The organism is Leclercia sp. CFBP8987, from assembly GCF_034044995.2.
Classification (GTDB): domain Bacteria; phylum Pseudomonadota; class Gammaproteobacteria; order Enterobacterales; family Enterobacteriaceae; genus Enterobacter; species Enterobacter tamurae.
This window is the reverse complement of record NZ_CM188255.1, coordinates 2,831,521-2,858,421: the sequence shown is the minus strand read 5'-3', so window position 1 is coordinate 2,858,421 and position 26,901 is coordinate 2,831,521. Positions and strand designations below refer to the sequence as shown.

Sequence of the window (26,901 nt, the reverse complement as noted above, 5' to 3'; positions counted from 1 at the left end):
GGTTCAATATCATGAGCCTGGGATTTAATGGCGGGCAATGCCCGCCATTAAATTCATTTGCTGCAAATTGAATTGGTGAAATCAATTAAGGCATAATCATTTTTTAAGTATGCAGTAAAGTCATTCCCCTTTTTAATTGTAGAATCGGCGCACATATTAAGAGCGCTAACAGCATAATTTGCGTCTTGCCCGGCAGGAAAGTCATAGGCATGTCCATTTCTTTTCATATACTGGAAACTCCACCACCAATTTGTAAAATAGTTAGGAATTAGGCGCGCTAGTTCAGGAAAAGAGTCAAGAGTATTTTTTGTTACTGCCGAGTAAGGGTAGTCTCCATTGAATATGACTTTCACTTTCTTTTCGGAGAATGAAATTGCTTCTGCAATCTCCGTTAGTGTTTGTATATTCCGCGCATCTTGCGATTTCATTGCATTCCCATAAGCATAATTTAATACTGTAGGATAGGTTAGGAAAGGCAGGCAGATTAATGAAAGATACTTTGCATTTCTTGGGAGGCAAATGTAAAAAATTGCGAAGCAAAAATATGCCATCGCTCCAAAAGAGATGTAAACCCGAGGCGAATAAAGAACCTGGTCCAGTGCAAGAGATACTCCAAGCATCAAGCACAAGCACACAATTGGCGATAAGATAATGAAAGCATATGATATTATCCCTTTATGCCTACCCTTCCACGCCAAAAATAATGATGACGCTATTGCCAGGCAAAACACGAGGCTCATGTAGGTGTAGCCATGCTTAGGAGAAGCGTATGAAGATATAATGCTCAAGATTAAAGAGAAATTTTTCGAAAGATTAGATACTGCTGAAGCAAGGTTAACTCCCGGATGATCAGCGCCATGCGTAGTTAGTACGTAATAAGGTAAAATAACAGCAAAATAAATTGCAGAGCCTAAAGCGACAGCAACTCCTTTTATCGCTAAAGATTTAAGTACGCTGAGAATGTTTTCTTGTTTGACTGCTAAAAAAACAGCATTAGCAACACAAAGCAACATTAATATGTTAATTGACGTTTGGTAAAGACTTAATACAGATGCGGTTGCAATAGCAGTAACTAAAAAATCCCACTTTGCTTTGAGGTAATATACCGAGGATACAACACTTAACGCTATAGCAAGTGAAATAGTTATGGAGTCGAATCTATAATACGAAGGTTCTATATAGAAAATGTTAAAAGCAATTAGCAAAGGTATCGGGAATGACCATTTTGAAATGCTTTCACCTTTTTCTAAAAAAAGGCGCAACACTGAAAAAGCCAGTGCGAGTATAAGGCAAGATAAAAATATATTTAGAGGGAAGATGTCAACAACATCCCTTGAGAACATTATTGACTTCATTATTCTTTCGGCTAATGGGCGGCCGTCTATACCCCAGTTGTAATAGCCATCAATAGAGCGCCCATTGTCATCTATATAATATGTGTTAGCAAGCAATGTTGGCACAAAAAAGGCAAGCATCGCAAAAAAGTAGTTTCTTACGTTATAAAGCATTTTCATTATTTCCGGAGTAAATATTTTGGACGCCCTTTGGATTCAATATATATTCTTCCAATATATTCCCCAAGGACTCCGATTCCAATTAGTTGCACACCGCCCAAAAATAATATTGAAACAAGCAGCGATGGATAGCCACGCACTGGATTGCCAAATACTAATGTATCCAGAATCATCCATGTGCCGTACAGGAATGATAAACTAGCAACAAACAAGCCAATATATGTCCATACGCGCAATGGAAATGTTGAGAAACTTGTAATTCCTTCGAGTGCTAGGTTCCACAGCTTCCATCCATTGAACTTCGTATTTCCAGCAACACGTTCTGCTCGAGCGTATTCAACAACATCGATGTGGCCGCCAACCCAACTTAACACTCCTTTCATGAACAAATTCCGCTCGGGCATTAGTTTGATATTTTCCACCATCTCGCGAGACATTAACCGGAAGTCACCGACATTCTCTTCGATTTTCGGGTTGCTAATTTTATTGTGTAACTTATAAAACCATTCTGCGGTTTTGCGCTTCAGCCTACCGTCAGTAGAGCGATCAGATCGTTTTGCCAGCACCATATCTGCGCCAGCCTGCCATTTTTCAATGAGACGAGGAATAACCTCAATCGGGTCTTGCAGGTCAACATCGATCGGGATTACTGCTTCGCCAGTGGCGTTATCCAGCCCGGCAAACAAAGCTGGTTCTTTGCCAAAGTTACGAGTGAAGGAGAGTGGCTTAACAAGCGGATCTGAAACAGCGAGCGCTTTAATTATTGATTCTGTCGCATCTTTGCTGCCGTCGTTAATGAAAACTATTTCAATTTCATAGTGTTTTAATTCGTCGAACTCTCGCACCGCTTTATAAAAAAGAGGTATAGCTTCTTCTTCATTGAAGACTGGAACAACTAAAGAAATTTTCATTTCGCATCCCTAAAGACGATGTATTTTGAGTAGATGAAACCACACACCAGACTAATGGCAGAGAATACAAACAGCGTGACAATAGGTGGCATGCCGCACTCATCAGCAGCCCAGCCAATAGCTGCACTCAACGTGCCCATGAACCCGACGTAAAGCATATACTTAAGTGTGGTTGTCTTTGCTTCAAACGTGAACCTGGCATTAGCAAAGAAGCTGAAACTTACAGCCACAACAAAGCCGGCAAAGTTAGCGAGAGCCTGGTTAGTGTGGAAGATATAGATGCTGACACCGAATATGACCCAGTGAATGAGTGTATTGATGATACCTATCGATGTGTACTTGGCAAATAGCTTTAACATTATATAAATCAGTCAATTCTGAGAGGTGCGAAAGTTTAGCACTCATTGACAACTTGATCGACAGCCATATCTGGCGATACTGTATATAAAAACAGTAAGGGAGTGCAGATCATGCCCCGCAAATCAGACATTCACAGCGCATTTGTCGCTGCCATACAGCAAAACCCCAAAGGCTATCAGTGCCTTCACACGAACGACTTCATCCGTGAGTTGCGCGCCCGGAACTGGCATTTCAGCCAGCAAGATGCCAACGAGTGGATCCAGCGCTATCAAGAGTTCTTCGTCGACAAGACGCCTGACCACAGTGAAAACCGCCTCTGGATGCTCCGCAACATGGGGAGGGTTCACTGATGGGATTTCCTTCACCGGCGGGCGACTATGTAGAGCAGCGGTTAACACCGGAACGTATCTGCGGCATAGGCATGGATAGCCGTATTCTCGAAACGTCGAGCGGGTTCGCTGTCATCGAGCCATGCACCAGGCTGGTACAGAATCAGGTGCTGCTGATTTTGTCCGGCGGCCGTACTCAGTTTGCCAGGGTGATGGGTAGGGCGCTGATTTGTGATGATGGTGAAGCGATAGAGGGATCTGCAGCGGAAGAGGTTGAGGTGATGGGGCGGGTGACGTACTTCATCAACAGCGCGATCGAAGACGACAGGGTGGTGTGACAGTGTGACGAAATTGTGCCGGAGGAATGACACAAAAACACAGGGAAGGGCAGAAATCTGCAAACCCGTTTTAAGCTGGCTGGCTTGTGGCGCGGGTTTGGTTGGTGGTAGCGTATGTCGCAATTACGCATTAAAGAGAGTAAATATATGTTTTGTGTGATCTACAGAAGTACCCAGCGCGACCAGACCTACCTGTATGTCGAAAAAAAGGACGATTTTTCCCGCGTGCCTGAGGCCCTGATGAAGAGCTTCGGTAAGCCGCAGCTGGTGATGCTGATGCCCCTCGACGGGCGCAAGCAACTGAGCAACGCCGATCTGGAAAAAGTAAAAACCGCGCTGGCCGAACAGGGCTATTATTTACAACTCCCTCCACCGCAAGAAAATTTACTCAAACAGCATCTTGAGGCGCAGGGGAAAAAATAGTTTAAGAATTATCTGTCAGCGACACATTAACCGTTCAGGGGACGTCTATGTATCAACATCATAACTGGCAAGGAGCCTTACTGGATTATCCGGTAAGTAAAGTCGTCTGCGTAGGAAGTAATTACGCTAAGCATATTCAGGAAATGGGAAGTGCGGTTCCGGACGAGCCGGTGCTGTTCATTAAACCGGAAACGGCACTCTGTGATATTCGCCAGCCGCTGGCGTTACCGCAGGGACTGGGCTCGGTTCACCACGAAGTGGAGCTGGCGGTGCTTATTGGTGCTACGCTGCGCCAGGCCTCTGAAGATCATGTGCAGAAGGCGATTGCCGGTTATGGTGTGGCGCTGGATCTGACCCTGCGCGACGTGCAGGGCAAAATGAAGAAAGCGGGCCAGCCGTGGGAAAAAGCCAAAGGCTTTGATAATTCCTGCCCGATCTCCGGGTTTGTACCGGTATCGGAATTTCAGGACGATCCGCAGAACACCACCCTGAGCCTGAAGGTGAACGGCGAGGTGCGTCAGCAGGGCTCCACCGCCGACATGATCCACAAGATTGTCCCGCTGATTGCCTATATGAGCCGTTACTTCACCCTGAAACCGGGGGATGTGATCCTCACCGGCACCCCGGAAGGGGTGGGTCCGCTCTCAGGCGGCGACGAGCTGGAAGTGGCCGTTAACGGCCTGTCACTGAAAACCCGCGTGCTGTAATCCCCGCTTGCCGCCCCTTTTGGGCGGCAAAACTTGCATCGAGGTGCCAGACTGGTTATAAGGTGCGCTTTATTTTGACGTGTGGACATCCTTATGAGCGACATTCCTTTCTGGCAAAGCAAAACTCTCGACAACATGACCGACGCCGAGTGGGAATCGCTGTGTGACGGCTGCGGGCAGTGCTGCCTGCATAAGCTGATGGATGAAGACTCGGATGAAATCTATTTCACCAACGTCGCCTGCAACCAGCTGAATATCAAAACCTGCCAGTGCCGTAACTACGAGCGCCGGTTCGAGTTAGAGCCGGACTGCATCAAACTGACCCGCGACAACCTGCCAACCTTTGAGTGGCTGCCGCCGACCTGCGCCTATCGCCTGTTGGCGGAAGGGAAGGAATTGCCGAAGTGGCACCCGCTGCTGGCGGGTTCGAAAGCGGCGATGCACGGCGAGCGGATTTCGGTGCGCCATATTGCGGTGCGAGAATCTGAGGTGCGCGACTGGGAAGACCATATTATGAATCATCCCAACCGCAGCTAATAAAAAACCCGCCTCGGCGGGTTTTTTATGAGTGCGGCCTGATGCCCTCACCCCAACCCTCTCCCACGGGGAGAGGGTGCAAACACTAAAAACGGCAACAGAGTTGCCGTTTTGCTTTTACCTACCAAACAAATCGCGTTTTTTCGGTTTAAACGGCTGGGCAATCAGCACCAGCAGCGCCACGACCAGGTAAGCGGCAAAAATGCCCACCAGCCACTGCGGCATCTCGAGGGTCAGGAACTCCCACTGACGCACGGAGCAGTCACCGCTGGCCACGAACACCTGTGGCAGCCACTTGTCCAGCGGCAGCCAGCTCGGGAAGCTGGCGGCAAAATCACAGGTCTGAAACGGCGACGGGTGCAGCTGGATCATGGTGTGCTCCCAGGCCAGCTGAAGCCCTTTTCCGGCGCTGTACAGCCAGATAGCAATCGCACCGTAGCGCAGCGGGCTTTTTGGGGCGATGGCGCCCACCAGGCCTGCGCCCATTACGCCAAACAGCGCGCAACGTTCATAAATACACAGCACGCAGGGCTTCAGCAACATCACATGCTGGAACCACAATGCCACCATTTCGAGCGCGAAGGCGGTCAGGGCCAACAGCAACCAGGCTCCGCGTCCACGCGAGCACTGATTTAAAAATTTCAACATAATCATTTCCCTGGAACAGGTATAGAAAGCGCAGTGTAAACGAAAACAATTTGCGCGCCAGCCTCGGCGCGCAAAATATAACGTAATCGGATATTTATCATTTGTCAGCGCAGCCGGGTAATAAATTACCCGGCTGACTCACTTAATGCGTCGCCAGTATACCCGCCTGCAGCATCCATTGGGTAACAGGAATGAGGGTAATTTTGACGCACAACAAACCGACGCCGGTTAATACCACCGTATAGGGCAGCGCCATCCACACCATCCGACCATAAGAGAGTCTTATCAGGGGGGCCAGCGCCGAGGTGAGCAGGAACAGGAACGCCGCCTGGCCGTTCGGCGTGGCGACGGAGGGCAGGTTGGTACCGGTGTTAATCGCCACCGCCAGCAGTTCAAACTGTTGCTGGTTTATCGCGCCGCTCTGCAGCGCAGATTTGGCCTCATTGATATAGACCGAGCCGACAAACACGTTGTCGGAGATGGCCGACAGCAGACCGTTAAACAGATAGAACAGCGACAGCTGGGCATCCGCCTCAGCCTGCAGCACATAGCGAATGATCGGCGCAAACAGCTGCTGGTCGACAATCACCGCCACCACCGCGAAAAACACCGCCAGCAGAGCGGTAAACGGCAGCGCTTCGGTAAAGGCCTTGCCGATAGCGTGCTCATCCGTCACGCCGGTAAAGGAGGTCGCCAGGATGATCACCGACAGGCCGATTAACCCCACCTCCGCCAGATGAAACGCCAGGGCGATAATCAGCCAGACGCCAATGATGCTCTGAAAAATCAGCGCCAGCTTCTGTTGACGGGTACGCTGGCTGCGGCTCTCATCGTCATAACGCTGTAATACCTCGCGAACCTGGGTCGGCAGCAGGGTGCCGTAACCAAACCATTTACACTTCTCCACCAGCCAGCAGGTGAGCAGACCGCACACCAGTACCGGCACGCTGACCGGGGCCACGCGCAGGAAAAAGTCGGTAAAGTTCCAGCCAACGGCTTTGGCGATGATCAGGTTCTGCGGCTCGCCGACCATGGTCATCACCCCGCCCAGCGCGGTGCCGACGCTGGCGTGCATCATCAGACTGCGCAGGAACGCGCGGAACTGCTCCAGCACCTCGCGCTGTTGGGCATCGACCTGGCTGTCATCGTGCAGGCCATCTTCCGGCTGCGCGGAGGCCACCCGGTGATAGATCCCATAGAAGCCGACGGCGACGCTGATCACCACCGCCACCACGGTCAGGGCATCGAGGAAGGCCGACAGAAACGCAGCCGCTACGCAGAAGGCCAGCGACAACAGCGTTTTCGAGGGGATACTCAGCAGTAGGCGGGTAAAGATAAACAGCAGCAACTGCTTCATAAAGTAGATCCCGGCCACCATAAACATCAGCAGCAGGAGCACTTCCAGATTATTTGCCAGCTCCTCTTTCACATGTTCCGCGCTGGTCATGCCGATCGCCACCGCCTCGAAGGCCAGCAGGCCGCCCGGCAGCAGGGGGTAACATTTCAGCGCCATTGCCAGGGTAAAGATGAACTCTGCCACCAGCAACCAGCCGGCAATAAAGGGATCGATAACAAAGATAAGCGGGTTAAGAACCAGAAAAACAACCAGGGTCACTTTATACCAGTCGGGGGACTGGCCTAAAAAATTGCGCCACAGGGCGCGGCTATACGACATTTCCACAACAGATTTCCTTGCCCGTCACATAATTACGGCTTAAGTATACGCAAACCGGGCCGGGCAAGGGGCGCGGGCCGGAATTTTAAATGATAAAAATAAAACGGCGATCCCTTTTTTCTCGCCTCGCTGCGCTATCTGCCTCTGTCTGCCTCTGGTATGATGAGTGAATTTTGTAAAAAGCAGTTAATGGAAAACTCACTATGGTCATAAAGGCGCAAAGCCCGGCGGGTTTCGCGGAAGAGTACATTATCGAGAGCATCTGGAATAACCGTTTTCCCCCTGGCTCGATCCTTCCCGCAGAACGCGAACTCTCTGAACTGATTGGCGTCACACGTACCACCTTACGTGAAGTGTTGCAGCGACTGGCCCGTGATGGCTGGCTGACGATCCAACACGGCAAACCGACCAAAGTGAATAACTTCTGGGAAACGTCGGGTCTGAATATTCTTGAAACGCTGGCGCGCCTCGATCACGAGAGCGTTCCGCAGCTGATCGATAATCTGCTCTCCGTGCGTACCAACATCGCCACCATCTTTATCCGCACGGCATTCCGCCAGCACCCGGATAAGGCCCTGGAAGTGCTGAATCGCGCCACCGCGGTGGAAGATCACGCCGATGCCTTTGCCCTGCTGGATTACAATGTCTTCCGCGGCCTGGCCTTTGCCTCCGGTAACCCGATCTACGGCCTGATCCTCAACGGCATGAAAGGGCTCTATACCCGCATTGGCCGTCACTACTTCGCCAATCCGGAAGCCCGCAGCCTGGCGCTTGGCTTCTACCATAAGCTGAGCGAACTCTGCTCTAAAGGGATGCACGATCAGGTGTACGACACCGTGCGTCGCTACGGTCGTGAAAGCGGCGAGATCTGGCACCGGATGCAGAAATCCCTGCCGGGCGACCTGGTCATCCAGGGGCGCTAAAACAAAAAACCTCTCAAACGAGAGGTTTTTTTTCGCCGGGTGGCGGCTGCGCCTTACCCGGCCTACAACATCTGCAACACGCGTAGGCCGGGTAAGCGAAGCGCCACCCGGCAAACAGGCTACAACATATTCCCCTTAACCGGGCACCGTTCCAGCAGTTCCACGCTGCCGTCTTCGTTCTGCTGCTCAAGCATAATGTCAAAGCCCCACAGGCGATGGACGTGCTTCAGCACTTCCTTGCGCCCTTTGTCCAGCGGGGCGCGGTTATGCGGTATATAGCGCAGCGTCAGGGAGCGATCCCCGCGCAGATCCACATTCCAGACCTGAATATTCGGCTCCAGATTGCTCAAATTGTACTGAGCCGAGAGGCGGGAGCGGATCTCACGATACCCCTCTTCATTGTGGATCGCCGAAATCTCCAGGAAGTTATTGTGATCGTCATCCAGCACCGTAAACAGGCGGAAGTCACGCATCACTTTCGGCGACAGGAACTGGCTGATAAAGCTCTCATCCTTAAAGTCACGCATCGCGAAATGCAGCGTCTCAAGCCAGTCGGACCCGGCGATATCCGGGAACCAGTATTTATCCTCTTCCGTCGGGTTCTGACAGATACGCTTGATGTCCTGGAACATGGCAAAGCCCAGCGCATACGGGTTAATACCGCTGTACCACGGGCTGTTGTACGGCGGCTGGAACACCACGTTGGTGTGGCTGTGCAGGAACTCCAGCATAAAGCGCTCAGTCACTTTGCCTTCGTCATACAGGTGGTTAAGGATGGTGTAGTGCCAGAACGTCGCCCAGCCTTCGTTCATCACCTGGGTCTGTTTTTGCGGATAGAAGTACTGGCTCACCTTGCGCACGATGCGCAGGATCTCACGCTGCCACGGCTCCAGCAGCGGGGCGTTCTTCTCCATAAAGTAGAGCAGGTTCTCCTGCGGCTCGGAAGGATAGCGGCGCGCTTCCACTACCGTTTTCTCCTCCTCGCGTTTCGGCAGGGTACGCCAGAGGGTATTCACCTGGCTCTGCAGATACTCTTCCCGGCTTTTCTGACGGGCTTTCTCCTCCTGCAGGGAGATTTTCTGCGGACGTTTGTAGCGATCCACGCCGTAGTTCATCAGCGCATGGCAGGAGTCGAGCAGCTTCTCTACCTCGTCCACCCCGTAGCGCTCTTCGCACTGGGTAATGTAGTTACGGGCAAAGATCAGATAGTCGACAATCGAACTGGCGTCGGTCCAGCTGCGGAACAGGTAGTTATTTTTGAAAAACGAGTTGTGTCCGTAGCAGGCGTGCGCCATCACCAGGGCCTGCATGGTGATAGTGTTTTCTTCCATCAGGTAGGCAATGCAGGGGTTGGAATTGATGACGATCTCATAGGCCAGCCCCTGCTGACCATGTTTGTACAGCCGTTCGGTTTCAATGAATTTTTTGCCAAACGACCAGTGGGTATAGTTAATGGGCATCCCGACGCTGGAGTAAGCGTCCATCATCTGTTCGGAGGTGATCACTTCGATTTGATGGGGATAGGCGTCCAGACGGTAGAGTTTCGCTACCCGGTCAATTTCTGCCAGATAGGTATCCAACAGCTCGAATGTCCAGTCGGGTCCATCGCTCAGACGTGTGGTGTCCTTATTCATGGAATCAATAGTAGCCATAGCGCGCCCTCATTGTTGGTAGCTCTCTCTGTCTGGAGAACCTCTTTTCAAGCATAGAACACGCCATTCAAAAGCGTGCTGGGACGCTATTTTTTTCTTTGCGATTTCCCGTTTTTTCCATGACGAAAAGGGGGTGTCCGGCAGAATAATATTCTGGTTAAAAATGCCGCGCAGCAGGAGATGCCAAAACCGTGCTACCCCCGTCAGCAGGGGAAGGTGTGAGGTAAGTCACCATAAAAAAGGCCTATGTTGAATAATATTTTCGGCTGGGTTATCAATATGTAATCAGAAGATTGTTCTTTTGCTTATTAAGGGAGTGGCTATGCGTGTTGTCATACTGGGAAGTGGCGTCGTTGGCGTAACCAGCGCCTGGTACCTGAGTCAGGCCGGGCACAACGTGACGGTAATTGATCGTGAGCCGGGTCCGGCTCTGGAGACCAGCGCCGCCAACGCCGGGCAGATTTCGCCGGGCTACGCGGCGCCCTGGGCGGCACCGGGTGTGCCCCTGAAGGCGATTAAATGGATGTTCCAGCGCCATGCGCCGCTGGCGATCAGCCTCGACGGCACGCAGTTCCAGCTCAAGTGGATGTGGCAGATGCTGCGCAACTGCGACACCTCGCACTACATGGAAAACAAAGGGCGAATGGTGCGCCTGGCGGAGTACAGCCGCGACTGCCTGAAAGCGCTGCGCGCCTCCACCGGCATTCAGTATGAGGGCCGTCAGGGAGGCACCCTGCAGCTGTTCCGCACCGCCCAGCAGTATGAAAACGCCACCCGGGATATCGCGGTCCTCGAGGATGCCGGGGTCCCGTATCAGCTGCTGGAAGCCAGCCAGCTGGCGCAGGTCGAACCGGCGCTGGCCGAGGTGGCGCACACGCTCACCGGCGGTCTGCGTCTGCCCAATGACGAAACCGGCGACTGCCAGCTCTTTACCCAGAATCTGGCGCAGATGGCAGAGCAGGCGGGGGTTAAATTCCGCTACAACACGTCGGTGGATAAGCTTCTGTACGAAGGGGACAATATCTACGGTGTGCTGTGCGGCGACGAAGTGGTGAAAGCTGACGCCTACGTAATGGCCTTTGGCTCTTACTCCACCGCCATGCTGAAAGGGATTGTGGATATTCCGGTCTACCCCCTTAAGGGTTACTCGCTCACTATCCCGGTGAAAGAGGAGAGTGGTGCCCCGGTTTCAACTATCCTTGATGAAACATACAAAATCGCGATCACCCGTTTTGATAACCGGATCCGCGTGGGAGGAATGGCGGAAATCGTCGGCTTTAACACCGAGTTGCTGCAACCGCGTCGGGAAACGCTGGAGATGGTCGTGGGTGACCTCTTCCCGCGCGGCGGCTTTATCGAACAGGCGACCTTCTGGACCGGGCTGCGCCCGATGACCCCGGACGGCACGCCCGTCGTGGGCCGTACCCCGTTTAAGAACCTGTGGCTCAACACCGGTCACGGTACGCTGGGCTGGACGATGGCCTGCGGATCGGGGCAGCTCCTCAGTGATTTGATCTCCGGGCGCACACCGGCCATTCCGTTTGATGATTTAAGCGTCGCGCGCTACCGGCCCGGGTTCACCCCGTCACGTCCACAGCATTTACACGGCGCGCATAACTAACAAGGAGTCGTCATGTCCCGTCCTGTTGTGGCTCAGCTGGATCTGCAGGCTATGAAAGATAACCTGCAAATTGTCCGGCGCGCTGCGCCCGATTCACGCGTCTGGGCGGTGGTCAAAGCCAATGCTTATGGTCACGGTCTGGATCGCGTCTGGAGCGCGTTAAGCGCCGCCGATGGCTTTGCAATGCTCAATCTGGAGGAGGCGATCCTGCTGCGTGAGCGTGGCTGGAAAGGGCCGATCCTGATGCTCGAAGGTTTCTTCAGCAGCGATGAACTGCCGCTGTTTGATAAGTACCGCCTGACCACCAGCGTGCACAGTAACTGGCAGGTTAAGGCGCTGCAGAATGCGAAGCTGCATGCCCCGCTCGATATCTATCTGAAGGTGAACAGCGGCATGAACCGCCTCGGTTTCCAGCCGGATCGGGTCCACAGCGTCTGGCAGCAGCTGCGGGCGTTGAAGAACATCGGCGGGATGACGCTGATGGCCCATTTTGCCGATGCGGAAAAGCCGGACGGCATTGCTGAGCCCATGAAGCGCATAGAGCAGGCGGCGGAGGGGCTGGACTGCCCGCGCTCGCTCTCTAACTCGGCGGCGACCCTCTGGCATCCGGAAGCGCATTTCGACTGGGTGCGTCCGGGGATCGTACTGTACGGCGCGTCACCATCCGGCCAGTGGCAGGATATCGCCAACAGTGGCCTTAAGCCGGTAATGTCCCTGCGCAGTGAGATTATCGGGGTTCAGACCCTGAAAGCGGGGGATACCGTGGGCTATGGCAGCCGCTATCGCGCCTCGGGCGAGCAGCGGATCGGGATTGTCGCTGGTGGCTATGCCGACGGTTATCCGCGTATCGCCCCAAACGGCACTCCGGTATGGGTGGACGGCGTGCGTACCGGCACGGTCGGTACCGTGTCGATGGATATGCTGGCGATTGATCTTACCCCTTGCCCGCAGGCCGGGATCGGCACGCCGGTTGAGCTGTGGGGCAATGAGGTGAAAGTGGACGACGTCGCGGCTGCGGCAGGGACCATCGGGTACGAATTGCTAAGCGCGCTTGCCCCGCGCGTGCCGGTAGTCACGATATAAAAGCAAAAGGGCAACGTCAGTTGCCCTTTTTAGTGTTTGCTCCCTCTCCCTGTGGGAGAGGGTTGGGGTGAGGGCATCAGGCCGCACGTTACTCCTCGGCATCCTCCGCCACGCGCACGCCCACTTTCCGCACCCTGTTATCTTCTTTCTCCGCCACCGTCCAGATCATCCCGGCAAACTCCACCTGGTCACCCACCACCGGCGCGGCACCGAGCAGTTTCTGGATAATCTCGCCCAGCGTCTGCTGGTTGTCACGATACTCCAGCCCTTCCTCCAGGCCGTAGATCAACGCCACGTCGGCAAATTTGGCGCTGGCTTCGAGAATAAAATCACCAAAGAAGCGCTGATCCAGCGCCACCGGCGGCGACTGGCTGAACAGCTTGCCGAGAGCAGGGAGGTCGCGCTCGCGGCCAATCACGCAGAGAATATCCCCCTCACGCAGCCGGGTGCTCCCGGTCGGGTGCAGCAGGGCGTTATCGCGGAACAGGGCGGCAATGCGCGTCTCCTCAGGCATATGCAGATCCCGCAGGGAGGCACCCACGCACCACTTGTCGGCGCTGAGCTGGTAGACAAACTGCTCCCACGGGTTTTCCGGATGAAGGTCCAGCCCCACGCGGGAGACCGGCCAGCCCACCGGTGGGATCACCACTTTGGCCTTTTTCGCCGCCCACGACAGGGACGTGCCCTGGAACAGCAGCGACACCAGCACCACGAAGAAGGCCACGTTAAAGAACAGGCGGGCGTTATCCAGCCCGGCCATCATCGGGAATACCGCGAGGATGATCGGCACCGCGCCGCGCAGTCCCACCCAACTGATAAACACCCGCTCGCGCAGGTTAAACCCTCTGAACGGCAGCAGGCCAGCAAATACCGACAGCGGACGGGCAAAGAAGATCATCCATATCGACAGCAGCAGGGCCGGAATGGCAATCGGCAGCAGGTCCGACGGAGTGACCAGCAGCCCCAGCACCAGGAACATGCCGATCTGTGCCAGCCAGGCCAGGCCGTCAAAGTTCTGCAGAATGCCAAAGCGGTTGCGGATCGGGCGATTCCCCAGCAGGAAGCCGCACAGGTAGACCGCCAGAATGCCGCTGCCGTCCATCGCGGTGGTCAGGGCGAAAATCAAAATCCCGCCGCTCAGGGCCAGCAGCGGGTAGAGCCCGGCCGGCAGCGAGATACGGTTAATCATCTGTTGCAGCAGATAACCACCGGCGAGGCCGATGATGATCCCAAGGCCGAACTGCTGGATGATGTGCCAGGCGAACATCCAGCTCAGGCTGGTCTCATGCTGCTGGATCATCTCTATCAGGGTAATGGTGAGAAACACCGCCATCGGGTCGTTACTGCCGGATTCAATCTCCAGCGTCGAGCCGACACGTTCGTTCAGCCCTTTGCCGCCCAGCAGGGAGAAGACCGCCGCGGCGTCGGTGGAGCCGACGATGGCGCCAATCAGCAGCCCTTCCATGATATCCAGATTAAACAGCCAGGCTGCCATCATCCCGGTCAGGCCGGAGGTAATCAGTACCCCGACCGTTGCCAGCGACAGGGCCGGGCCCAGCGCCACGCGAAACGAGCTGGCCTGGGTGCGCATCCCGCCGTCCAGCAGGATCACCGCCAGCGCGAGGTTACTCACCATGTAGGCAAACGGGTAGTTATCGAAGGGGATCCCGCCGACACCATCAACCCCCGCCAGCATGCCGATGGCGAGGAAAATAACCAGAATGGGGATGCCGAGACGAGACGAGAATGAACTCAATAAAATACTGCAGGTTACAAGAACTGAACCCAGGATAAAAAGACTGATTATTGCTGCGGCATCCAATGTGTGCGTACTCCCTGCGTGACGCGGTGACTATTATTAAAACCCTAACATATTAATGCCCCTTACAGCGTGCTAATCCGGCGCTTAAGGGGCTTTTTTTATGCCTTCAGCACCGGATGACCGCTCAGGGTCAAACAGGTCTTACCTGCGGCGTGAACAAGCGAAGCCTGCGCGCCGAGCGGCAGGGTGACGGTCTGTTGTTCATGACCAAAATCGAGCCCGCTGATAATCGGCACCGACACCCGGGAGCGCAGGTAATCGATCATAGTCGCCAGATCGTATCCGGCATCGTAATCATTGGCGGCCGCACCGCTAAAACTGCCGAGGACGATCGCCTGCTGGCGGTCGAGGATCCCCGCGTGGTGCAGCTGGAGCAGCATGCGCTCAACCCGGAACGGATGCTCGTTGATATCCTCCAGCACCAGAATGCCGTTCTCAATGGCGGGCAGCCAGCGGGTGCCGATCAGCGACACCACCATTGCCAGATTGCCGCCCCACAGCTGGCCTGCGCGTTCACACGCCGGACCTTCGCCCTGCCACTCCACGGAGTAGGTTTTGTTTTGCAGCGCGCGCCAGAAATGATCCAGGGTAAAGGCGTCCAGCTCGGGGGCGCCAAAGTTGCCCGCCAGCATCGGGCCGCTAAAGGTGATGACGTTATGCAGCGCCAGCAGGCCCAGCTGGATAACGGTGAAATCGCTGTGACCGCAAATCAGCAGTGGATCCTGCTGCTGGCGTATAGCCAGACCCTGCCAGTCGATCTGCTCCAGCAGGCGGCTGGCGCCGTATCCTCCGCGCACCGCCAGCACTATCTGGTTGGCCCCCTCGAGGCGGGTGAGGGCGTTAATGTCGTTCAGCCGCTGCGCCTCGGTCCCGGCAAATCGCTGCTGGCGGCGGGGTATAATTATCTGATTTTGCACCTGATGCCCGTCGTCCAGTAAACGCGCAACGCCCCGTTGGGCCGCCTCCTGATTAATGCAGTAACCTGATGGTGCGATGAGATGAAACTGAGACATGGCATTTCCTTGCTGACTTATAAATCTAAATGTATATATCATGCCGCCTGAGCGCATCCTTCATCAAGCGGAGGATAGGGTAACAGCGATGAATGACCATAAGGACAGATGACGTGAAATTGAGATGGTTTGCTTTTTTGATTGTGTTGCTTGCAGGATGCAGTTCAAAGCAGGATTACAACAAAACCGAATGGAACCCGGAAGTGCCGGTCAAACGGGCGATGCAGTGGATGCCGATCAGCGAAAAAGCCGGTGAAGCCTGGGGCGTCAGCCCGCGTCTGGTGACTGCCATCATTGCGGTGGAGTCGGGCGGGAATCCAAATCTGGTCAGTAAATCGAACGCGGTGGGCCTGATGCAGCTGAAAGCCTCCACTGCCGGGCGAGAGGTCTACCGGCATATGGGCTGGAGCGGACAGCCCTCCACCAGCGAGCTGAAGAACCCGGAGCGCAATATCTCAATGGGCACCGCTTACCTGAGCATTCTGGAGCACGGGATCCTGAAGGGAATTGAGGATCCGGAAGTGATGCAGTATGCGCTGGTGGTGTCGTACGTTAACGGGGCAGGCGCGCTGCTGCGCACCTTCTCCTCGGATCGCAAAAAGGCGATTGCCGAGATCAACGATCTGGACAAAGACGAGTTCTTTGAGCACGTCGTGAATAATCACCCGGCCCCGCAGGCGCCGCGCTATATCTGGAAAGTACAGAAGGCGATGGACGCCATGTAATCCGTTGCCGGGCAGCCACGCGCTGCCCGGTCGCGATCAACGCACCTTGTTGGCGCGCTCCCGCGCTTCACGTTCCAGCGAGTAGATAATCCGCTGCAGTTCACGCTCCGGGCCTGGCCCGACATTGAGAAAACGGAAGCTCAGACGCGGCGTGGTGATGGTTTCGTTTTTGCTGTCCACGACCTTACGTTCACTCACCGTGATCAGCTGCGCATCGAAGAAGAAGCGACCCCAGCCGCCCATATCCAGTTCGATTTGCGAGAAGCGCATCCCCTCCACCAGAGCCTCAGGTTTTGCGCTATCCATCAGCGCCCCCATGCCGCCCAGCGACAGATCGTGCAGACGAAAACGGATCACGCTCTTGTCCGGCATTTTGGCTTTGCAGAAGTAGGCCGGATGCAGGGGGGCATTGATACGGAAAAACTCCCGTCGCTGGATACACCATACCGAGGCCGGCAGGGAGGTGATAAAGGCCGGTAGTCCTTGCCAGGTTCCCTGTTCCAGTTGCGGCAGGTCAAACTCCACCTTTGCCCCCTGGGTGTCGGCGGCCACGGTGATGATTTCTGCGCGCAGCACCGAGCGGTTTTCGTACTCCTGACTACCCAAATCCATCACCAGCCGCTCTGGCGTGGCATCCAGGATTTTGCTGATGAACTGGTTGTTCCCCCAGCTGATACGCACGGGAACGCCCTGTTTTTGCAGATCGCGTAATACCCCTAATACAGCCAGCGGATTAGTTTTCAGGAACTGCTCACTGTAATTACTCACGCCCGAGGGCTCCTCGATAGATGACAGTCTGTGGTTGCGTTATCGGCATCTGTGCGCGGAACTTAATACAAACCAGCAATTATTTTTTTCGTCAGAGCCGCAATTAAGTCAGTGTACTCAAAATGGTTTTCTGGCTATTGCCTATACTTAATTGACCTGCGCAGACGGGTGTTCTGCGTAAGCTTAACTCTGCAAGAGGGCATCGCTATGGGTATCATCGCCTGGATTATTTTTGGTCTTATTGCTGGTGTTATCGCAAAATTCATCATGCCTGGACGGGATGGTGGTGGCTTTATTGTGACCTGTATCCTTGGGGTCGTAGGTGCGGTTGTCGGCGGCTGGCTGGCAACGATGTTTGGCATCGGCGGCAATGTATCCGGATTTAACCTGCAAAGTTTTCTGGTGGCCGTGGTTGGCGCTATTCTCGTGCTGCTTATCTACAGGATGGTACGACGCGCCTGACCCACGTAAAAACGGCTCTTATATAAGAGCCGTTTTTTTGTGCCGGGTGGCGGCTACGCCTTACCCGGCCTGGGACAGCTTACTGCCCGACACTCTTCTGCGTTTGTGTCGATTCATCATTCGCGGCTGGCTGTGAGGTGGACGGGGTGCTGACCGCCGGTTGAGTACTGGTGGCCGCTGGGGTGGTGGTCACCGGTTCATCATTCGCCGCAGGCTGCTGGGCGGGCAGTTTGTCGCAAGGGTTGGCCTGCGGGCAAACCAGATCCAGCATCTTCAGCGTCACGCCGTTGGTCCAGCCGAAGCCGTCCTGCAGCGGATACTCACCGCCACCGCCACCCGTGCCGGTAGTGGACACATCATATTTCTCCACCAGCTTCTGCTCGCGATCGTAGGTGTGCTGCACGTTGGTGAGGAAGCGCCAGGTGACGTCCATCGCCACTTTTTTATGCCCGTAGTTCTGCAAGCCTTCGGTGGCCACCCACTGCAACGGTGCCCAGCCGTTTGGCGCATCCCACTGCTGACCGCTGTTGACGTTGGTCGTCGCAATCCCACCGGCTTTCAGCAGCTGGGCCTCGGCGGCCGAGGCCGTCTTGTCCGCACGCTCCTGAGAAGCCGCCTGCACGTACAGCGGGAACAGCGCCGCGGCGGTCAGCTGATCGCGCACCTGTTTGGTTTTCAGATCGTAATCCGCATACCAGCCCTGTTTGTCGTTCCACAGATAGCGCTCCATCGCTTTCTGACGATCGGCTGCCAGACCTTCATAACGGCTGGCGGCTGCACTGTCGCCCCCATCCTGACTGGCCTTCGCCAGCAGTTTTTCCATCTTGAACATCAGGGCGTTCAGATCCACCGGCACGATGCTGGTGGTGCGGATCGTCCCCAGCTGCTGCGGATCGTCCATCCAGCGCGAGCTAAAGTCCCACCCGGAGGCGGCGGCGGAACGCAGATCGCGGTAGATCTCGGTCGCCGGGCGGTTCGGGTATTTTTTCGCGGTATTGATGTCATCCAGCCAGGATTCCGGGCGCGGCGTATCGCGGTTGTCCCAGTAGCGGTTCAGCACCGCACCATCGTCCAGCTTCACCACCCGCTGGCTGGCCTGACCCGGCTGAAGGGCATCCACCCCCTCCATCCAGTAGGCGTACTCTTTTTCCATCTGCGGACGGTATTTTTTCAGCGCCTCGCTGTCGTGGGTCGCCAGCAGTTCAACCATCAGGGAGAAGAACGGCGGCTGGGAGCGGCTCAGGTAGTAGCTGCGGTTGCCGTTGGGGATGTGGCCCCAGCTATCCAGTTCGTAAGCGAAGTTAGCCACCATATCGGCGACTTTGTCCCAGTGACCGCTCTCGGCCAGCCCCAGCATGGTGAAGTAGCTGTCCCAGTAGTAGATCTCGCGGAAACGTCCCCCTGGCACCACATAAGGTTTCGGCAGCGGCAACAGTGAATCCCACTTCCCGGCGCTGGAGGTGGTGCGGGTCAGCACCGGCCACAGGCCGTCGATATGCGCACGCAGGCTCTGCCCGGCTGGCGGAACGTATTTTTCATTTTCAGTCGGCAGGGTGAAGTTCATGTCGACAAAATGCCGCAGGTCGAAGCCGGACTGTTTTCGTTGCATGTGGTAATCAGCAAGGATCGCCTGGGGATCGTTTTTTGGCACCGCATCGGCAAAGGTTTTCTGGTCGGGGAAGAGTTTGGCGCTTTGCACATCGTTAAACAGAGGACCAAACAGAATGTCCGGGGGCTGTTTCAGGGTGCTGGACGAGTCGTCCGCATAGCTGAAGGCGGTGATCCCAAGCAGGATGCCGCCAATCGCCAGCCGCAGTGTAGGGTGGCGTTGAGGTCTCATCATGGTTGTTCTCCTAAGTTCGCTGGGCAACGTGACCGCTGTCATCAATCACCTGAAAACCTTAGACGAATCTTAGCCACTTAGCGTGTCGGATAGCGCATTTTGCGCATAACCAGACAATTTACCGTTGCGGACAAACCACAGCGAAGCCGCTGTTTTTTCTGATATATGCCGGATCAATCCCGACATCTGCACTACCTTCATAACCAGGTTAAGCAAAAGGGAGTGCCAATGAAATCGTTACCTTTGATCGTGCCAGCCATCCTGCTTCTTGTCGGCTGTGGGGCGAACAACTCCCCGCCGCAGGCACCCATCCCTGGTGAAAGCACCTCCGCCAAAATGCGCACTCTGGAAACGGGCGCCCAGGTTATTCAGTCCCGCCCGCCGGTGGAGGCCATCAGCGCTTATCTTGACGGCTTTCATTTTTACAGCGGGGATAAAAACGGCCAGATGGAGGCCCATCACTACGTGACCGTGCTTAACGAAGACGTTATGCAGGCGGTCATCTATGACGGCAATACGAAGGATGCCCGGCTGATGGGGGTCGAGTACATCATCAGCGAGCGCCTGTTTAACACCCTGCCGCCGGAGGAGAAAAAGCTCTGGCACAGCCATCAGTACGAAGTGAAGTCGGGCAGTCTGGTAGCACCCGGCCTGCCTGCGGTGGCCGACAAGGCGCTGATGAGCAAGATCGTCAACACCTACGGCAAAACCTGGCACACCTGGCACACGGATCGCGACAAAACCCTGCCGCTCGGCATCCCGGCCCTGATGATGGGCTTTACCGGGGAAGGGCAGCTCGACCCGGCCCTGCTGGCGGATCGCGACCGTCGTCTTGATATTGATACCCAGGAGATTAAACGCCAGCGCGCCGATATCGTCGCCCACCCGGTGGCGAAAGGCGCCAATGCCTGGCAGCAGGGTGAGGTGATTCAGCTTCGGCGCGTGCAGGGGAGCGGGGAACACGGTCACGGCGACACCGCGCATTTTGGCACCGCCGAGCAGAGCCAGCAGACGCATTCACATTGATGAGGAGGCGATATGAAGATCCATCACCTTAACTGCGGGTGTATGTGCCCGCTGGGCGGCGCGTTTTACGATGGTTTCAGCAAGGGGCTGCATGCGCATCTGGTCTGCCACTGCCTGCTGATTGAAACCGAGCGCGACGGGCTGGTGCTGGTGGATACCGGCTTTGGGCAGGGAGACGTGCGCGAGCCCTCCCGGCTGTCGGGCTTTTTCCGGGTGCTGAATAACATCCAGCGCCGGGAGTCGCTCACGGCACGCGCACAGGTTGAGGCGCTGGGCTTCAGCGTGGCGGATGTCCGCCATATCATCCTGACGCACCTGGATTTCGACCACGCGGGTGGGCTGACCGATTTCCCTCACGCGCGCATCCATTTAATGCAGCAGGAGATCGACACCGCCCAGCGACGCCACAGCTGGCTGCAGCGGGAGCGCTATCGCCCCGGGCAGTGGAGCGCCACCTCAGGCTGGGAGGGCTATCAGGTGCAGGGCGAGCGCTGGTTTGGCTTCGACGCGGTAACGGCGCTGAACGGCCTGCCGCCGGAGATTCTGCTGGTGCCGCTGGCCGGGCACACGCCGGGTCACGCCGGGATTGCCATCCAGCAGCCGCAGGGGTGGCTGCTGCACGGGGGCGACGCCTGGTTTTACCGGGATGAGATGCGCCAGCCGCAGCGCCACTGTACCCCCGGGCTGCGCTTTTACCAGTGGATGATGGCGATGGACAACGCTACCCGGCAGCGCAATCAGCAGCGGCTGCGCGAGCTCTCCTGTTCGCACGCCCACGACATCACTTTTTTCTGTAGCCATGACGCACGGGAACTGGAAAGCCTGGCGACGCAGCCAAAACCGTCCTGATTACCGGAACTTAGGCGTGGCCTGCTTTCCGGGGGAGACGCCTAAAAATTATACTGGATATTTGAACAGGTATTTGTATACTATTAGAGCAAATTACCCATGTAATGTATGAGTGAGGGGTGAAACCTATGGTAATTCCTGTTGAAAATTTCCAGTCCAACGATCGGCTTGCCACCATCAGCAGCCGCGAAATCGCCAAAATGACCGGTATCGCCCATACCGAGGTGAAACGCATGGTGACGAGTCTGGAAACAGCGCAGCGTCTTTCGCAGCCGGTAACGGCCAGTCTGTACGAGCGCGAAGGTGAAACGCGGCAGGAGTTTTTGCTGAATAAACGAGACTCCCTGCTGACGGTTTCGCGTATCTCTCCGGGCTTCACGGCTGCCATGCTGGATCGCTGGCAGGAGCGGGAACGAAACGCCAATATCCCGGACTTCACTAACCCGGCGGCGGCAGCACGCGCCTGGGCCGAGCAGTATGAAAAATGCCATCGGGCGGAGGAGCAGCTGGCACTCTGGGCCCCAAAGGCGGCGTTTTTTGACCAGTTCGTTAAGGTGAAAGAGGCGATGGGGTTCCGTCAGCTCTGTAAAATGCTCAAAGCCAAAGAGCCGCAGTTCCGCGAGTTCCTGCTGGAGCGCAATATCATGCAGCGCGTCGGCGGCAATCTGGTTCCGCCGCAGCACCATATCGACGCGGGTTATTTTACCCTGCACAGCGGCGTGGGCGAGAACCAGCACACCTGGTCCCAGGCGCGCTTTACTGCCCGCGGCGTAAAATGGGTGGCGGATCTGTGGTCGAAACATCTCTCCACCCTGGCCATCGAACTGCCGCGCGAGGATCGCACCGAAGGGAAAATGACCCAGCAGAGCTGGCTTTAACTGTTACCCGGTCAGATCTCCTGTGGGATCTGACTGGCTTCGCGTAACGCCCCTGGCGACTGACCGACAATTCGCTTAAACGCCCGGCTAAAGGCGGCCAGCGACCCGTAGCCCAGCCGCAATGCCACGGTTTCAATCGCCTGATTCTCCTGACTGATATACTGGATCGCCAGCCGCATCCGCAGCTCGGTCAGGTATTTCGCCGGGGTAGTGCCGGTGGCGGTGAGAAACCGCTCGGCAAATACCGACCGCGACGTTCCCGCCTCTTTGGCCAGTTCCGCCACGCTCCAGTTGACCCCCGGCTGCTGGTGCATGGCGTAGATCGCCCGACTGAGGCGCGGATCGCGCAGCACCTGGATCCAACCGGTGGCTTTCCCGCATCCGGATTCGACCCAGCCGCGGACAATCAGCGCTGCCACCACGTCCGCCAGCCGGGCGAGGATCCCGGCAAAGCCTACCTGGCGCGCCATCGACTCGCGCTCCATCGCTTCCAGCAGGGGATGGATCTCCGGCCACGTAGTCATCAGGCGACTGACCATCATCACTTCCGGCATCGCTTTGATCAGCGGCTGCATCCCACCGAGATCGAAATCCATACATCCGCTGAATATCACTACGTTATCGCTGTCCGGGCAGGGCTCGCAGTGGATGTCGCATACCGTGTTGCAGATGGGCTCGCTGGGAAAGGCCGACACCGGCGTCACCGTCGCGTCATCCCCGGAGAGCAGGGCGTGGGCATCACCGTTGGGGATAAACACCGCATCGCCGCTGTTCAGCGCGAACCGCGCCCCGCTGTGCATCTGCAGAACCGCCGGGCCGCGGCTGATAAAGTGAAATTGTGCTTTGCCCGGCGCATAACCAAAGGCCACGCCAAAGGGCGTGCTGGCTTCAATCCGACGGTATTTCACCCCTGACAGGCGCATGCCGCGCAGCAATTCACTGATCAAATCAGGCGACTGGATGGTCATTTCTCTATTCCCGGACGATTAATCAATAAGTGGAGATTATATGTCATAGATCGTCCACGGTGAACTGCCTATGCTTTGCGACATACATCACATTTTTATAACCGGAGAGTAACAGATGCATTCATCCATCGTCGCAAACGAGGCCAGTGCCCCGGCCAGACCCGCCTGGCGCGCGGTCTGGTCGTTGGGGCTGGGGGTATTCGGCCTGATCATCGCCGAGTTTCTGCCTGCCAGCCTGCTGACGCCAATGGCGGCCAGTCTGGGGGTCAGCGAAGGGGTGGCGGGGCAATCCGTTACCGCCACCGCGCTGGTGGCGCTGGTCACTGGTCTGCTGATCACTCCCGCCACCAAAAGCATCGACCGCCGCTGGGTGCTGATGTTCTTCTCGGTACTGCAGATTATCTCCAGCCTGATGGTGGCCTTCGCGCCCTCGCTGCATGTCCTGCTGATGGGACGCTTGCTGCTGGGTGTGGCGATCGGCGGCTTCTGGGCGATGTCCACCGCCACCGCGATGCGCCTGGTGCCTGCCAGCGACGTGCCGAAAGCGCTGGCCATTATCTTCTCCGGGGTGTCGATCGCTACCGTGGTAGCCGCGCCGCTGGGCAGCTATCTCGGAAGTCTGATCGGCTGGCGCAACGTGTTTCTCCTCTGCGTGGTGCCAAGCCTGCTGGCGCTGCTGTGGCAGCTGTGGGTGTTGCCCTCCATGCGTCCGGAGAATAGCGCCAGCCTGAGCACTTTGATGCGGGTCCTGCGTCGTCCGGGGATGATGGGCGGCCTGCTGGCGACCATCCTGATCTTCAGCGGCCATTTCGCCTTCTTTACCTACCTGCGACCGTTCCTCGAGACGGTAGGGCAGGCGAGCGTTGAAACGATTTCGCTGATCCTGCTCGGCTTTGGCGTGGCGAACTTTGTCGGTACTTCCATTGCCGGACATCTGCTGGCGCGCAACCTGCGCCTGACCCTGGCGCTGGTGCCGTTCGCGATGGGGATCCTGGCCTGGCTGATGGTGGCCTTTGGTCATCTGGCGCTGGTGGACGGTCTGCTGGTGAGCCTGTGGGGCTTCGCCTTCGGCTTAGTGCCGGTGGGCTGGTCAACCTGGCTGGCAACCACCGTTACCGACGAGGCCGAGAGCGCAGGTGGCCTGATGGTCGCCGCGATTCAGCTGGCGATCAGCGCCGGTGCGGCAGGCGGCGGGGCGGTATTCGATCTCAACGGGGCGAGCGGCGTATTTACCGCCAGCGGCGTGCTGCTGGTGGCGGCGATGGTAATGGTGTTTGCCGGGGTAAGGGTGAAACCGGTGGCAGCGGAGTAAGTTTGCATGCCCGGCGGCGCTGCGCTTGCCAGGCCTACAAAAACCGTAGGCCGGGTAAGGCGTAGCCGCCACCCGGCAGTGTCACTATTGTTGCGCTACTTTCTTCATTGGAATCAACGAAATCACCAACGCACCCAGCACCAGGAACCCGGCCACCATAAAGATCCCGGCGTTGAAGTTGCCGGTGACATCCTTCATCCAGCCCATCAGCAGCGGCCCCAGCGCGGCGCCGGTCATCCCGGTGGCGTTGATCACCGCGATCCCCAGCGCCCGGGCGCGGAGTGAAATAGCGCGGTCCGGCGTCGTCCAGAAGATCACCATCGCGGCAAAGGCACCCGACGAAGCCATTACAATCCCGGTGAACTGCAGCATCGGATCGCTGTTGGTGGCGGTCAGGATCCAGCCTGCGGCGGCAAACAGATACGGCAGCAGGGTGTGGACTTTACGCTCGTTGTGCTTGTCGGAATGCTTACTCCACCAGACCATCGCCACGATAGTACAGACCTGCGGGATGGCGCTGAGGATCCCGATGGTCACGTTACTGCTCTCCTGGCTGATGCTGCGCAGGATCAGCGGCGTCCAGACGCTGAGGGCGCTCAGGGTGTTAGTCAGGCAGAAGTAGGCGAGGGTATAAAGCATGATCGTTGGGGTGAACAGCTCCCGGAACATGCTGCGTTGCGTTGGCACCAGCGCGGCTTTTTCCCGCTGCTGGGCGCTCAGCGCATTGACGCGATCCGCCTCCAGCATCTCTTTCAGGCAGGCCTTGTCATCGCTGGTGAGCCAGCGGGCTTTATCCGGGCTGTCGTCCAGCCAGAACCAGACCACAAAGCCCAGAATTACCGACGGGAAACCTTCCAGCAGGAACAGCCACTGCCAGCCCTTCAGGTTCATCACCCCATCGAGGTTGAGAATATACCCCGAGGCCACCGAGCCCAGCGCCATCGTCACCGGCATGGCAATCATAAACAGGGCATTGGCGCGGGCGCGGTAGTGCGCCGGGAACCAGAAGGTTAAATAGAGCAGCAGGCCCGGCAGGAAGCCAGCTTCGGCGATCCCCACCAGCATACGCAGCACATACAGGCTACCAGGGCCGGTGGCGAACATGGTGGCGGTGGACGCAATCCCCCAGACCACCATCAGAATGGCGATCCAGCGCCGGGCACCCACGATACTCAGCATCACGTTGCTGGGGATCCCGCAGATAACGTACATCACGTAAAACAGGGTTGTCGCCAGGCCAAACATGGTGCTGGTTAGCCCCAGATCCTTGCCCATCGTCAGCCCGGCAAAGCCGATGTTGATACGGTCCAGATATGAAAAGACGAACAGAATGAACAAAAAAGTGATGAGTCTGCGGAATAACTTTTTAATCACCCGCTGTTGACGCGGATCGAGCGTGGCGTCAGCAGGGGAAGGTGGAGCCAGCACGTCAGTGCGTGTCTGTTCCAGCGATGGACTCTCATTCATGAAAAGCTCCACATTGCGGTTATTGGTATTGTTGTGTCGTGCAACCTGAACACGTGCGCTAACGTATAGGAAATCGCACATATAAACGTCAATGTTATGTTTGAAAAATGATACGCAATTGTTAATCTCGTAGCGTTTTCGAATCATATTGCGATGTCGATCGGCTTTCGTGGCGCGCAGGTAATAACAGAAGGCATTGCCGGGCGTGAAGAGGCTATAGCGGGCGGACAATAGCGGGTATAATTGCCGCCATTGCATCACTGCCGGAACCTCATTGCATGAGTCAAACCAACACATCGTCAGACACCGGGGCCGCTTTTCATCGCGAAGAGTTCCCGTTCTACTGGATCGTTAATGTCTATGCGCGCTACACGCAAGTTATGGAAATCACGTTAAAAAAGGTGCAGCTCGATGTTTCCCGCTTTCGGGTGCTGATGATTACCGAACAGTACGGTAAAGCCAGCATCTCGCAGATCTCCGAATATGCGATGACCAAAATGCCTACCGTCACCAAAATTGTCGGTCGCCTGCGTGATGACGGCCTGGTGACTACCGCCAGCAGCGTGCAGGATGCCAGGGTCACCGAGGTGATGCTCACCGAGACCGGACGTGAAAAAGTGGCCGAAGCGCATCGCCTGGCCAGCAAGGTTTTTGAGAAGGGTTTTAAGGGCATGACCGCCGCCCAGATGGAAAAAATGAACCTCTCGCTGTCGAAGGTGCTCGATAACCTGAACGAGCTTTGAAGGCGCCGCAGAGAGAATTGCGGTTTTGTGACAGCCTTAAAAATTCCTGGTAATCCACATTAAAACAATCACTTAAAAAAGAGTCGCGCCACGCCCTGGTGCGGCTCTTTTTTCATTTCCGCGCAGTGTTTATTGTTATTTATCATCGTCATAACCTTCCCTCCCGCAAGTGTTATAAAAATGTTTCCATGTTATTTTTTCGTAAAATTAACGTGAAAAATTACTTGAATATTCATCTAAATCTTCCATGATTGACCTGAGTTCAGGTAGGTCGAATCGCAGCGAAGACTGCCCGGCCGAATAT

At 56.1% G+C, this 26,901-nt stretch carries 26 protein-coding genes and 2 pseudogenes; 16 read left to right on the top strand and 12 right to left on the bottom strand.

Annotation, left to right across the window (positions count from 1 at the left end; translation table 11 throughout):
* Positions 1-53: 53 nt before the first annotated feature.
* The 3 genes from SOM40_RS13695 to SOM40_RS13685 are packed head-to-tail and all read right to left on the bottom strand — an operon-like array spanning position 54 to position 2,784.
* On the bottom strand, positions 54-1,514 hold the full coding sequence (locus SOM40_RS13695; RefSeq protein ID WP_320530157.1) for a glucosyltransferase domain-containing protein: 1,461 nt from the start codon (positions 1,512-1,514) through the stop codon (positions 54-56).
* Entirely contained in the window at positions 1,514-2,425 is a 912-nt protein-coding gene (locus SOM40_RS13690) for a glycosyltransferase family 2 protein (protein ID WP_320530156.1), read from the bottom strand. The genes SOM40_RS13695 and SOM40_RS13690 overlap by 1 nt, the downstream gene beginning before the upstream one ends.
* Positions 2,422-2,784, bottom strand: a complete 363-nt coding sequence (locus SOM40_RS13685; protein ID WP_320530155.1) for a GtrA family protein — start codon at positions 2,782-2,784, stop codon at positions 2,422-2,424. The genes SOM40_RS13690 and SOM40_RS13685 overlap by 4 nt, the downstream gene beginning before the upstream one ends.
* Positions 2,785-2,895: 111 nt before the next feature.
* On the opposite strand from SOM40_RS13685, the gene SOM40_RS13680 reads away from it, so the two are divergent.
* The 5 genes from SOM40_RS13680 (at position 2,896) to ycgN (ending at position 5,119) form a co-directional block, all read left to right on the top strand.
* Positions 2,896-3,135 (top strand): PH domain-containing protein, encoded by a 240-nt coding sequence (locus SOM40_RS13680; protein WP_320530154.1) that lies wholly within the window; start codon positions 2,896-2,898, stop codon positions 3,133-3,135.
* Positions 3,135-3,452, top strand: coding sequence for a hypothetical protein (locus tag SOM40_RS13675; RefSeq protein WP_274486777.1), 318 nt, complete (start codon positions 3,135-3,137; stop codon positions 3,450-3,452). Before SOM40_RS13680 ends, SOM40_RS13675 begins: the two co-directional genes overlap by 1 nt.
* A 147-nt stretch (positions 3,453-3,599) precedes the next feature.
* On the top strand, positions 3,600-3,875 hold the full coding sequence (locus SOM40_RS13670; RefSeq protein WP_166182762.1) for a YcgL domain-containing protein: 276 nt from the start codon (positions 3,600-3,602) through the stop codon (positions 3,873-3,875).
* A gap of 47 nt (positions 3,876-3,922) precedes the next feature.
* Positions 3,923-4,582 carry a fumarylacetoacetate hydrolase family protein gene (locus tag SOM40_RS13665; protein ID WP_106993271.1) on the top strand — a complete coding sequence of 220 codons (660 nt, stop codon included), beginning with the start codon at positions 3,923-3,925 and terminating at the stop codon, positions 4,580-4,582.
* Positions 4,583-4,675: 93 nt separating this feature from the next.
* Positions 4,676-5,119, top strand: coding sequence for a cysteine cluster protein YcgN (gene ycgN / locus SOM40_RS13660; protein ID WP_106993270.1), 444 nt, complete (start codon positions 4,676-4,678; stop codon positions 5,117-5,119).
* A 117-nt stretch (positions 5,120-5,236) separates the two neighbouring features.
* Here ycgN and dsbB read toward each other — a convergent pair whose 3' ends face one another.
* Both dsbB and nhaB read right to left on the bottom strand, forming a co-directional pair.
* On the bottom strand, positions 5,237-5,767 hold the full coding sequence (gene dsbB, locus SOM40_RS13655; RefSeq protein WP_106993269.1) for a disulfide bond formation protein DsbB: 531 nt from the start codon (positions 5,765-5,767) through the stop codon (positions 5,237-5,239).
* A 142-nt stretch (positions 5,768-5,909) separates the two neighbouring features.
* Complete coding sequence (gene nhaB / locus SOM40_RS13650) at positions 5,910-7,448, bottom strand: sodium/proton antiporter NhaB (RefSeq protein WP_312187559.1); 1,539 nt, start codon at positions 7,446-7,448, stop codon at positions 5,910-5,912.
* A gap of 197 nt (positions 7,449-7,645) precedes the next feature.
* Between nhaB and fadR the strand changes: the two genes are divergently transcribed.
* Positions 7,646-8,365: a fatty acid metabolism transcriptional regulator FadR gene (gene fadR / locus SOM40_RS13645; RefSeq protein WP_320530153.1), complete on the top strand. Its 720-nt coding sequence runs from the start codon at positions 7,646-7,648 to the stop codon at positions 8,363-8,365.
* 119 nt (positions 8,366-8,484) lie between these two features.
* Here fadR and SOM40_RS13640 read toward each other — a convergent pair whose 3' ends face one another.
* Complete coding sequence (locus SOM40_RS13640) at positions 8,485-10,017, bottom strand: SpoVR family protein (RefSeq protein ID WP_106993266.1); 1,533 nt, start codon at positions 10,015-10,017, stop codon at positions 8,485-8,487.
* 322 nt (positions 10,018-10,339) lie between these two features.
* Between SOM40_RS13640 and SOM40_RS13635 the strand changes: the two genes are divergently transcribed.
* From SOM40_RS13635 to SOM40_RS13625, 3 genes and pseudogenes are all read left to right on the top strand, one after another.
* The gene (locus tag SOM40_RS13635; RefSeq protein WP_320530152.1) at positions 10,340-11,638 is read left to right on the top strand and encodes a D-amino acid dehydrogenase; all 1,299 of its coding nucleotides are present in this window, start codon (positions 10,340-10,342) and stop codon (positions 11,636-11,638) included.
* Positions 11,639-11,650: 12 nt separating this feature from the next.
* Positions 11,651-12,721 (top strand): catabolic alanine racemase DadX, encoded by a 1,071-nt coding sequence (gene dadX / locus SOM40_RS13630; protein WP_320530151.1) that lies wholly within the window; start codon positions 11,651-11,653, stop codon positions 12,719-12,721.
* A 67-nt stretch (positions 12,722-12,788) separates the two neighbouring features.
* A pseudogene (locus SOM40_RS13625) lies at positions 12,789-12,878 on the top strand (hypothetical protein); the annotation flags it as partial.
* Here the strand turns inward: SOM40_RS13625 and SOM40_RS13620 are convergent.
* Both SOM40_RS13620 and ldcA read right to left on the bottom strand, forming a co-directional pair.
* Positions 12,876-14,543, bottom strand: a pseudogene (locus SOM40_RS13620) (potassium/proton antiporter); the annotation flags it as partial. The pseudogenes SOM40_RS13625 and SOM40_RS13620 overlap by 3 nt on opposite strands.
* A 98-nt stretch (positions 14,544-14,641) precedes the next feature.
* Complete coding sequence (ldcA, locus tag SOM40_RS13615; protein WP_106993262.1) at positions 14,642-15,556, bottom strand: muramoyltetrapeptide carboxypeptidase; 915 nt, start codon at positions 15,554-15,556, stop codon at positions 14,642-14,644.
* A 113-nt stretch (positions 15,557-15,669) separates the two neighbouring features.
* On the opposite strand from ldcA, the gene emtA reads away from it, so the two are divergent.
* Positions 15,670-16,281, top strand: a complete 612-nt coding sequence (emtA, locus tag SOM40_RS13610) for a membrane-bound lytic murein transglycosylase EmtA (protein WP_106993261.1) — start codon at positions 15,670-15,672, stop codon at positions 16,279-16,281.
* A gap of 36 nt (positions 16,282-16,317) precedes the next feature.
* On the opposite strand, the gene ycgR is transcribed toward emtA, so the two are convergent.
* Positions 16,318-17,049, bottom strand: a complete 732-nt coding sequence (gene ycgR / locus SOM40_RS13605) for a flagellar brake protein YcgR (protein ID WP_106993260.1) — start codon at positions 17,047-17,049, stop codon at positions 16,318-16,320.
* Between the two features lie 207 nt (positions 17,050-17,256).
* Here ycgR and SOM40_RS13600 point away from each other — a divergent pair, with 207 nt between their 5' ends.
* The gene (locus SOM40_RS13600) at positions 17,257-17,511 is read left to right on the top strand and encodes a GlsB/YeaQ/YmgE family stress response membrane protein (RefSeq protein ID WP_106993259.1); all 255 of its coding nucleotides are present in this window, start codon (positions 17,257-17,259) and stop codon (positions 17,509-17,511) included.
* A 79-nt stretch (positions 17,512-17,590) separates the two neighbouring features.
* Here SOM40_RS13600 and SOM40_RS13595 read toward each other — a convergent pair whose 3' ends face one another.
* A complete protein-coding gene (locus SOM40_RS13595) occupies positions 17,591-19,354 on the bottom strand; it encodes an alpha,alpha-trehalase (protein ID WP_320530150.1) in 1,764 nt (587 codons plus the stop codon).
* Positions 19,355-19,582: 228 nt separating this feature from the next.
* On the opposite strand from SOM40_RS13595, the gene SOM40_RS13590 reads away from it, so the two are divergent.
* The 3 genes from SOM40_RS13590 (at position 19,583) to SOM40_RS13580 (ending at position 22,107) form a co-directional block, all read left to right on the top strand.
* Complete coding sequence (locus SOM40_RS13590) at positions 19,583-20,380, top strand: OBAP family protein (protein ID WP_320530149.1); 798 nt, start codon at positions 19,583-19,585, stop codon at positions 20,378-20,380.
* Between the two features lie 12 nt (positions 20,381-20,392).
* Positions 20,393-21,229, top strand: a complete 837-nt coding sequence (locus SOM40_RS13585; RefSeq protein ID WP_320530148.1) for an MBL fold metallo-hydrolase — start codon at positions 20,393-20,395, stop codon at positions 21,227-21,229.
* 128 nt (positions 21,230-21,357) lie between these two features.
* On the top strand, positions 21,358-22,107 hold the full coding sequence (locus tag SOM40_RS13580) for a phage antirepressor KilAC domain-containing protein (RefSeq protein WP_106993255.1): 750 nt from the start codon (positions 21,358-21,360) through the stop codon (positions 22,105-22,107).
* Positions 22,108-22,118: 11 nt separating this feature from the next.
* Here SOM40_RS13580 and SOM40_RS13575 read toward each other — a convergent pair whose 3' ends face one another.
* Positions 22,119-23,075 carry an AraC family transcriptional regulator gene (locus tag SOM40_RS13575; protein ID WP_320530147.1) on the bottom strand — a complete coding sequence of 319 codons (957 nt, stop codon included), beginning with the start codon at positions 23,073-23,075 and terminating at the stop codon, positions 22,119-22,121.
* Positions 23,076-23,190: 115 nt separating this feature from the next.
* On the opposite strand from SOM40_RS13575, the gene SOM40_RS13570 reads away from it, so the two are divergent.
* Positions 23,191-24,387: an MFS transporter gene (locus SOM40_RS13570; RefSeq protein WP_320530146.1), complete on the top strand. Its 1,197-nt coding sequence runs from the start codon at positions 23,191-23,193 to the stop codon at positions 24,385-24,387.
* Between the two features lie 84 nt (positions 24,388-24,471).
* Here SOM40_RS13570 and hpaX read toward each other — a convergent pair whose 3' ends face one another.
* Positions 24,472-25,854, bottom strand: a complete 1,383-nt coding sequence (gene hpaX, locus SOM40_RS13565) for a 4-hydroxyphenylacetate permease (protein WP_320530145.1) — start codon at positions 25,852-25,854, stop codon at positions 24,472-24,474.
* Positions 25,855-26,132: 278 nt separating this feature from the next.
* On the opposite strand from hpaX, the gene SOM40_RS13560 reads away from it, so the two are divergent.
* Positions 26,133-26,597 carry a MarR family winged helix-turn-helix transcriptional regulator gene (locus SOM40_RS13560; RefSeq protein WP_166182752.1) on the top strand — a complete coding sequence of 155 codons (465 nt, stop codon included), beginning with the start codon at positions 26,133-26,135 and terminating at the stop codon, positions 26,595-26,597.
* The last annotated feature ends 304 nt before the right edge of the window (positions 26,598-26,901 follow it).

Coding starts and splice junctions, on each gene's coding strand:
- SOM40_RS13695 (WP_320530157.1), bottom strand. CDS start 1,514: ATGAAAATGCTTTATAACGTAAGAAACTACTTTTTTGCGATGCTTGCC.
- SOM40_RS13690 (WP_320530156.1), bottom strand. CDS start 2,425: ATGAAAATTTCTTTAGTTGTTCCAGTCTTCAATGAAGAAGAAGCTATA.
- SOM40_RS13685 (WP_320530155.1), bottom strand. CDS start 2,784: ATGTTAAAGCTATTTGCCAAGTACACATCGATAGGTATCATCAATACA.
- SOM40_RS13680 (WP_320530154.1), top strand. CDS start 2,896: ATGCCCCGCAAATCAGACATTCACAGCGCATTTGTCGCTGCCATACAG.
- SOM40_RS13675 (WP_274486777.1), top strand. CDS start 3,135: ATGGGATTTCCTTCACCGGCGGGCGACTATGTAGAGCAGCGGTTAACA.
- SOM40_RS13670 (WP_166182762.1), top strand. CDS start 3,600: ATGTTTTGTGTGATCTACAGAAGTACCCAGCGCGACCAGACCTACCTG.
- SOM40_RS13665 (WP_106993271.1), top strand. CDS start 3,923: ATGTATCAACATCATAACTGGCAAGGAGCCTTACTGGATTATCCGGTA.
- ycgN (WP_106993270.1), top strand. CDS start 4,676: ATGAGCGACATTCCTTTCTGGCAAAGCAAAACTCTCGACAACATGACC.
- dsbB (WP_106993269.1), bottom strand. CDS start 5,767: ATGTTGAAATTTTTAAATCAGTGCTCGCGTGGACGCGGAGCCTGGTTG.
- fadR (WP_320530153.1), top strand. CDS start 7,646: ATGGTCATAAAGGCGCAAAGCCCGGCGGGTTTCGCGGAAGAGTACATT.
- SOM40_RS13640 (WP_106993266.1), bottom strand. CDS start 10,017: ATGGCTACTATTGATTCCATGAATAAGGACACCACACGTCTGAGCGAT.
- SOM40_RS13635 (WP_320530152.1), top strand. CDS start 10,340: ATGCGTGTTGTCATACTGGGAAGTGGCGTCGTTGGCGTAACCAGCGCC.
- dadX (WP_320530151.1), top strand. CDS start 11,651: ATGTCCCGTCCTGTTGTGGCTCAGCTGGATCTGCAGGCTATGAAAGAT.
- ldcA (WP_106993262.1), bottom strand. CDS start 15,556: ATGTCTCAGTTTCATCTCATCGCACCATCAGGTTACTGCATTAATCAG.
- SOM40_RS13600 (WP_106993259.1), top strand. CDS start 17,257: ATGGGTATCATCGCCTGGATTATTTTTGGTCTTATTGCTGGTGTTATC.
- SOM40_RS13595 (WP_320530150.1), bottom strand. CDS start 19,354: ATGATGAGACCTCAACGCCACCCTACACTGCGGCTGGCGATTGGCGGC.
- SOM40_RS13590 (WP_320530149.1), top strand. CDS start 19,583: ATGAAATCGTTACCTTTGATCGTGCCAGCCATCCTGCTTCTTGTCGGC.
- SOM40_RS13585 (WP_320530148.1), top strand. CDS start 20,393: ATGAAGATCCATCACCTTAACTGCGGGTGTATGTGCCCGCTGGGCGGC.
- SOM40_RS13580 (WP_106993255.1), top strand. CDS start 21,358: ATGGTAATTCCTGTTGAAAATTTCCAGTCCAACGATCGGCTTGCCACC.
- SOM40_RS13575 (WP_320530147.1), bottom strand. CDS start 23,075: ATGACCATCCAGTCGCCTGATTTGATCAGTGAATTGCTGCGCGGCATG.
- SOM40_RS13570 (WP_320530146.1), top strand. CDS start 23,191: ATGCATTCATCCATCGTCGCAAACGAGGCCAGTGCCCCGGCCAGACCC.
- hpaX (WP_320530145.1), bottom strand. CDS start 25,854: ATGAATGAGAGTCCATCGCTGGAACAGACACGCACTGACGTGCTGGCT.
- SOM40_RS13560 (WP_166182752.1), top strand. CDS start 26,133: ATGAGTCAAACCAACACATCGTCAGACACCGGGGCCGCTTTTCATCGC.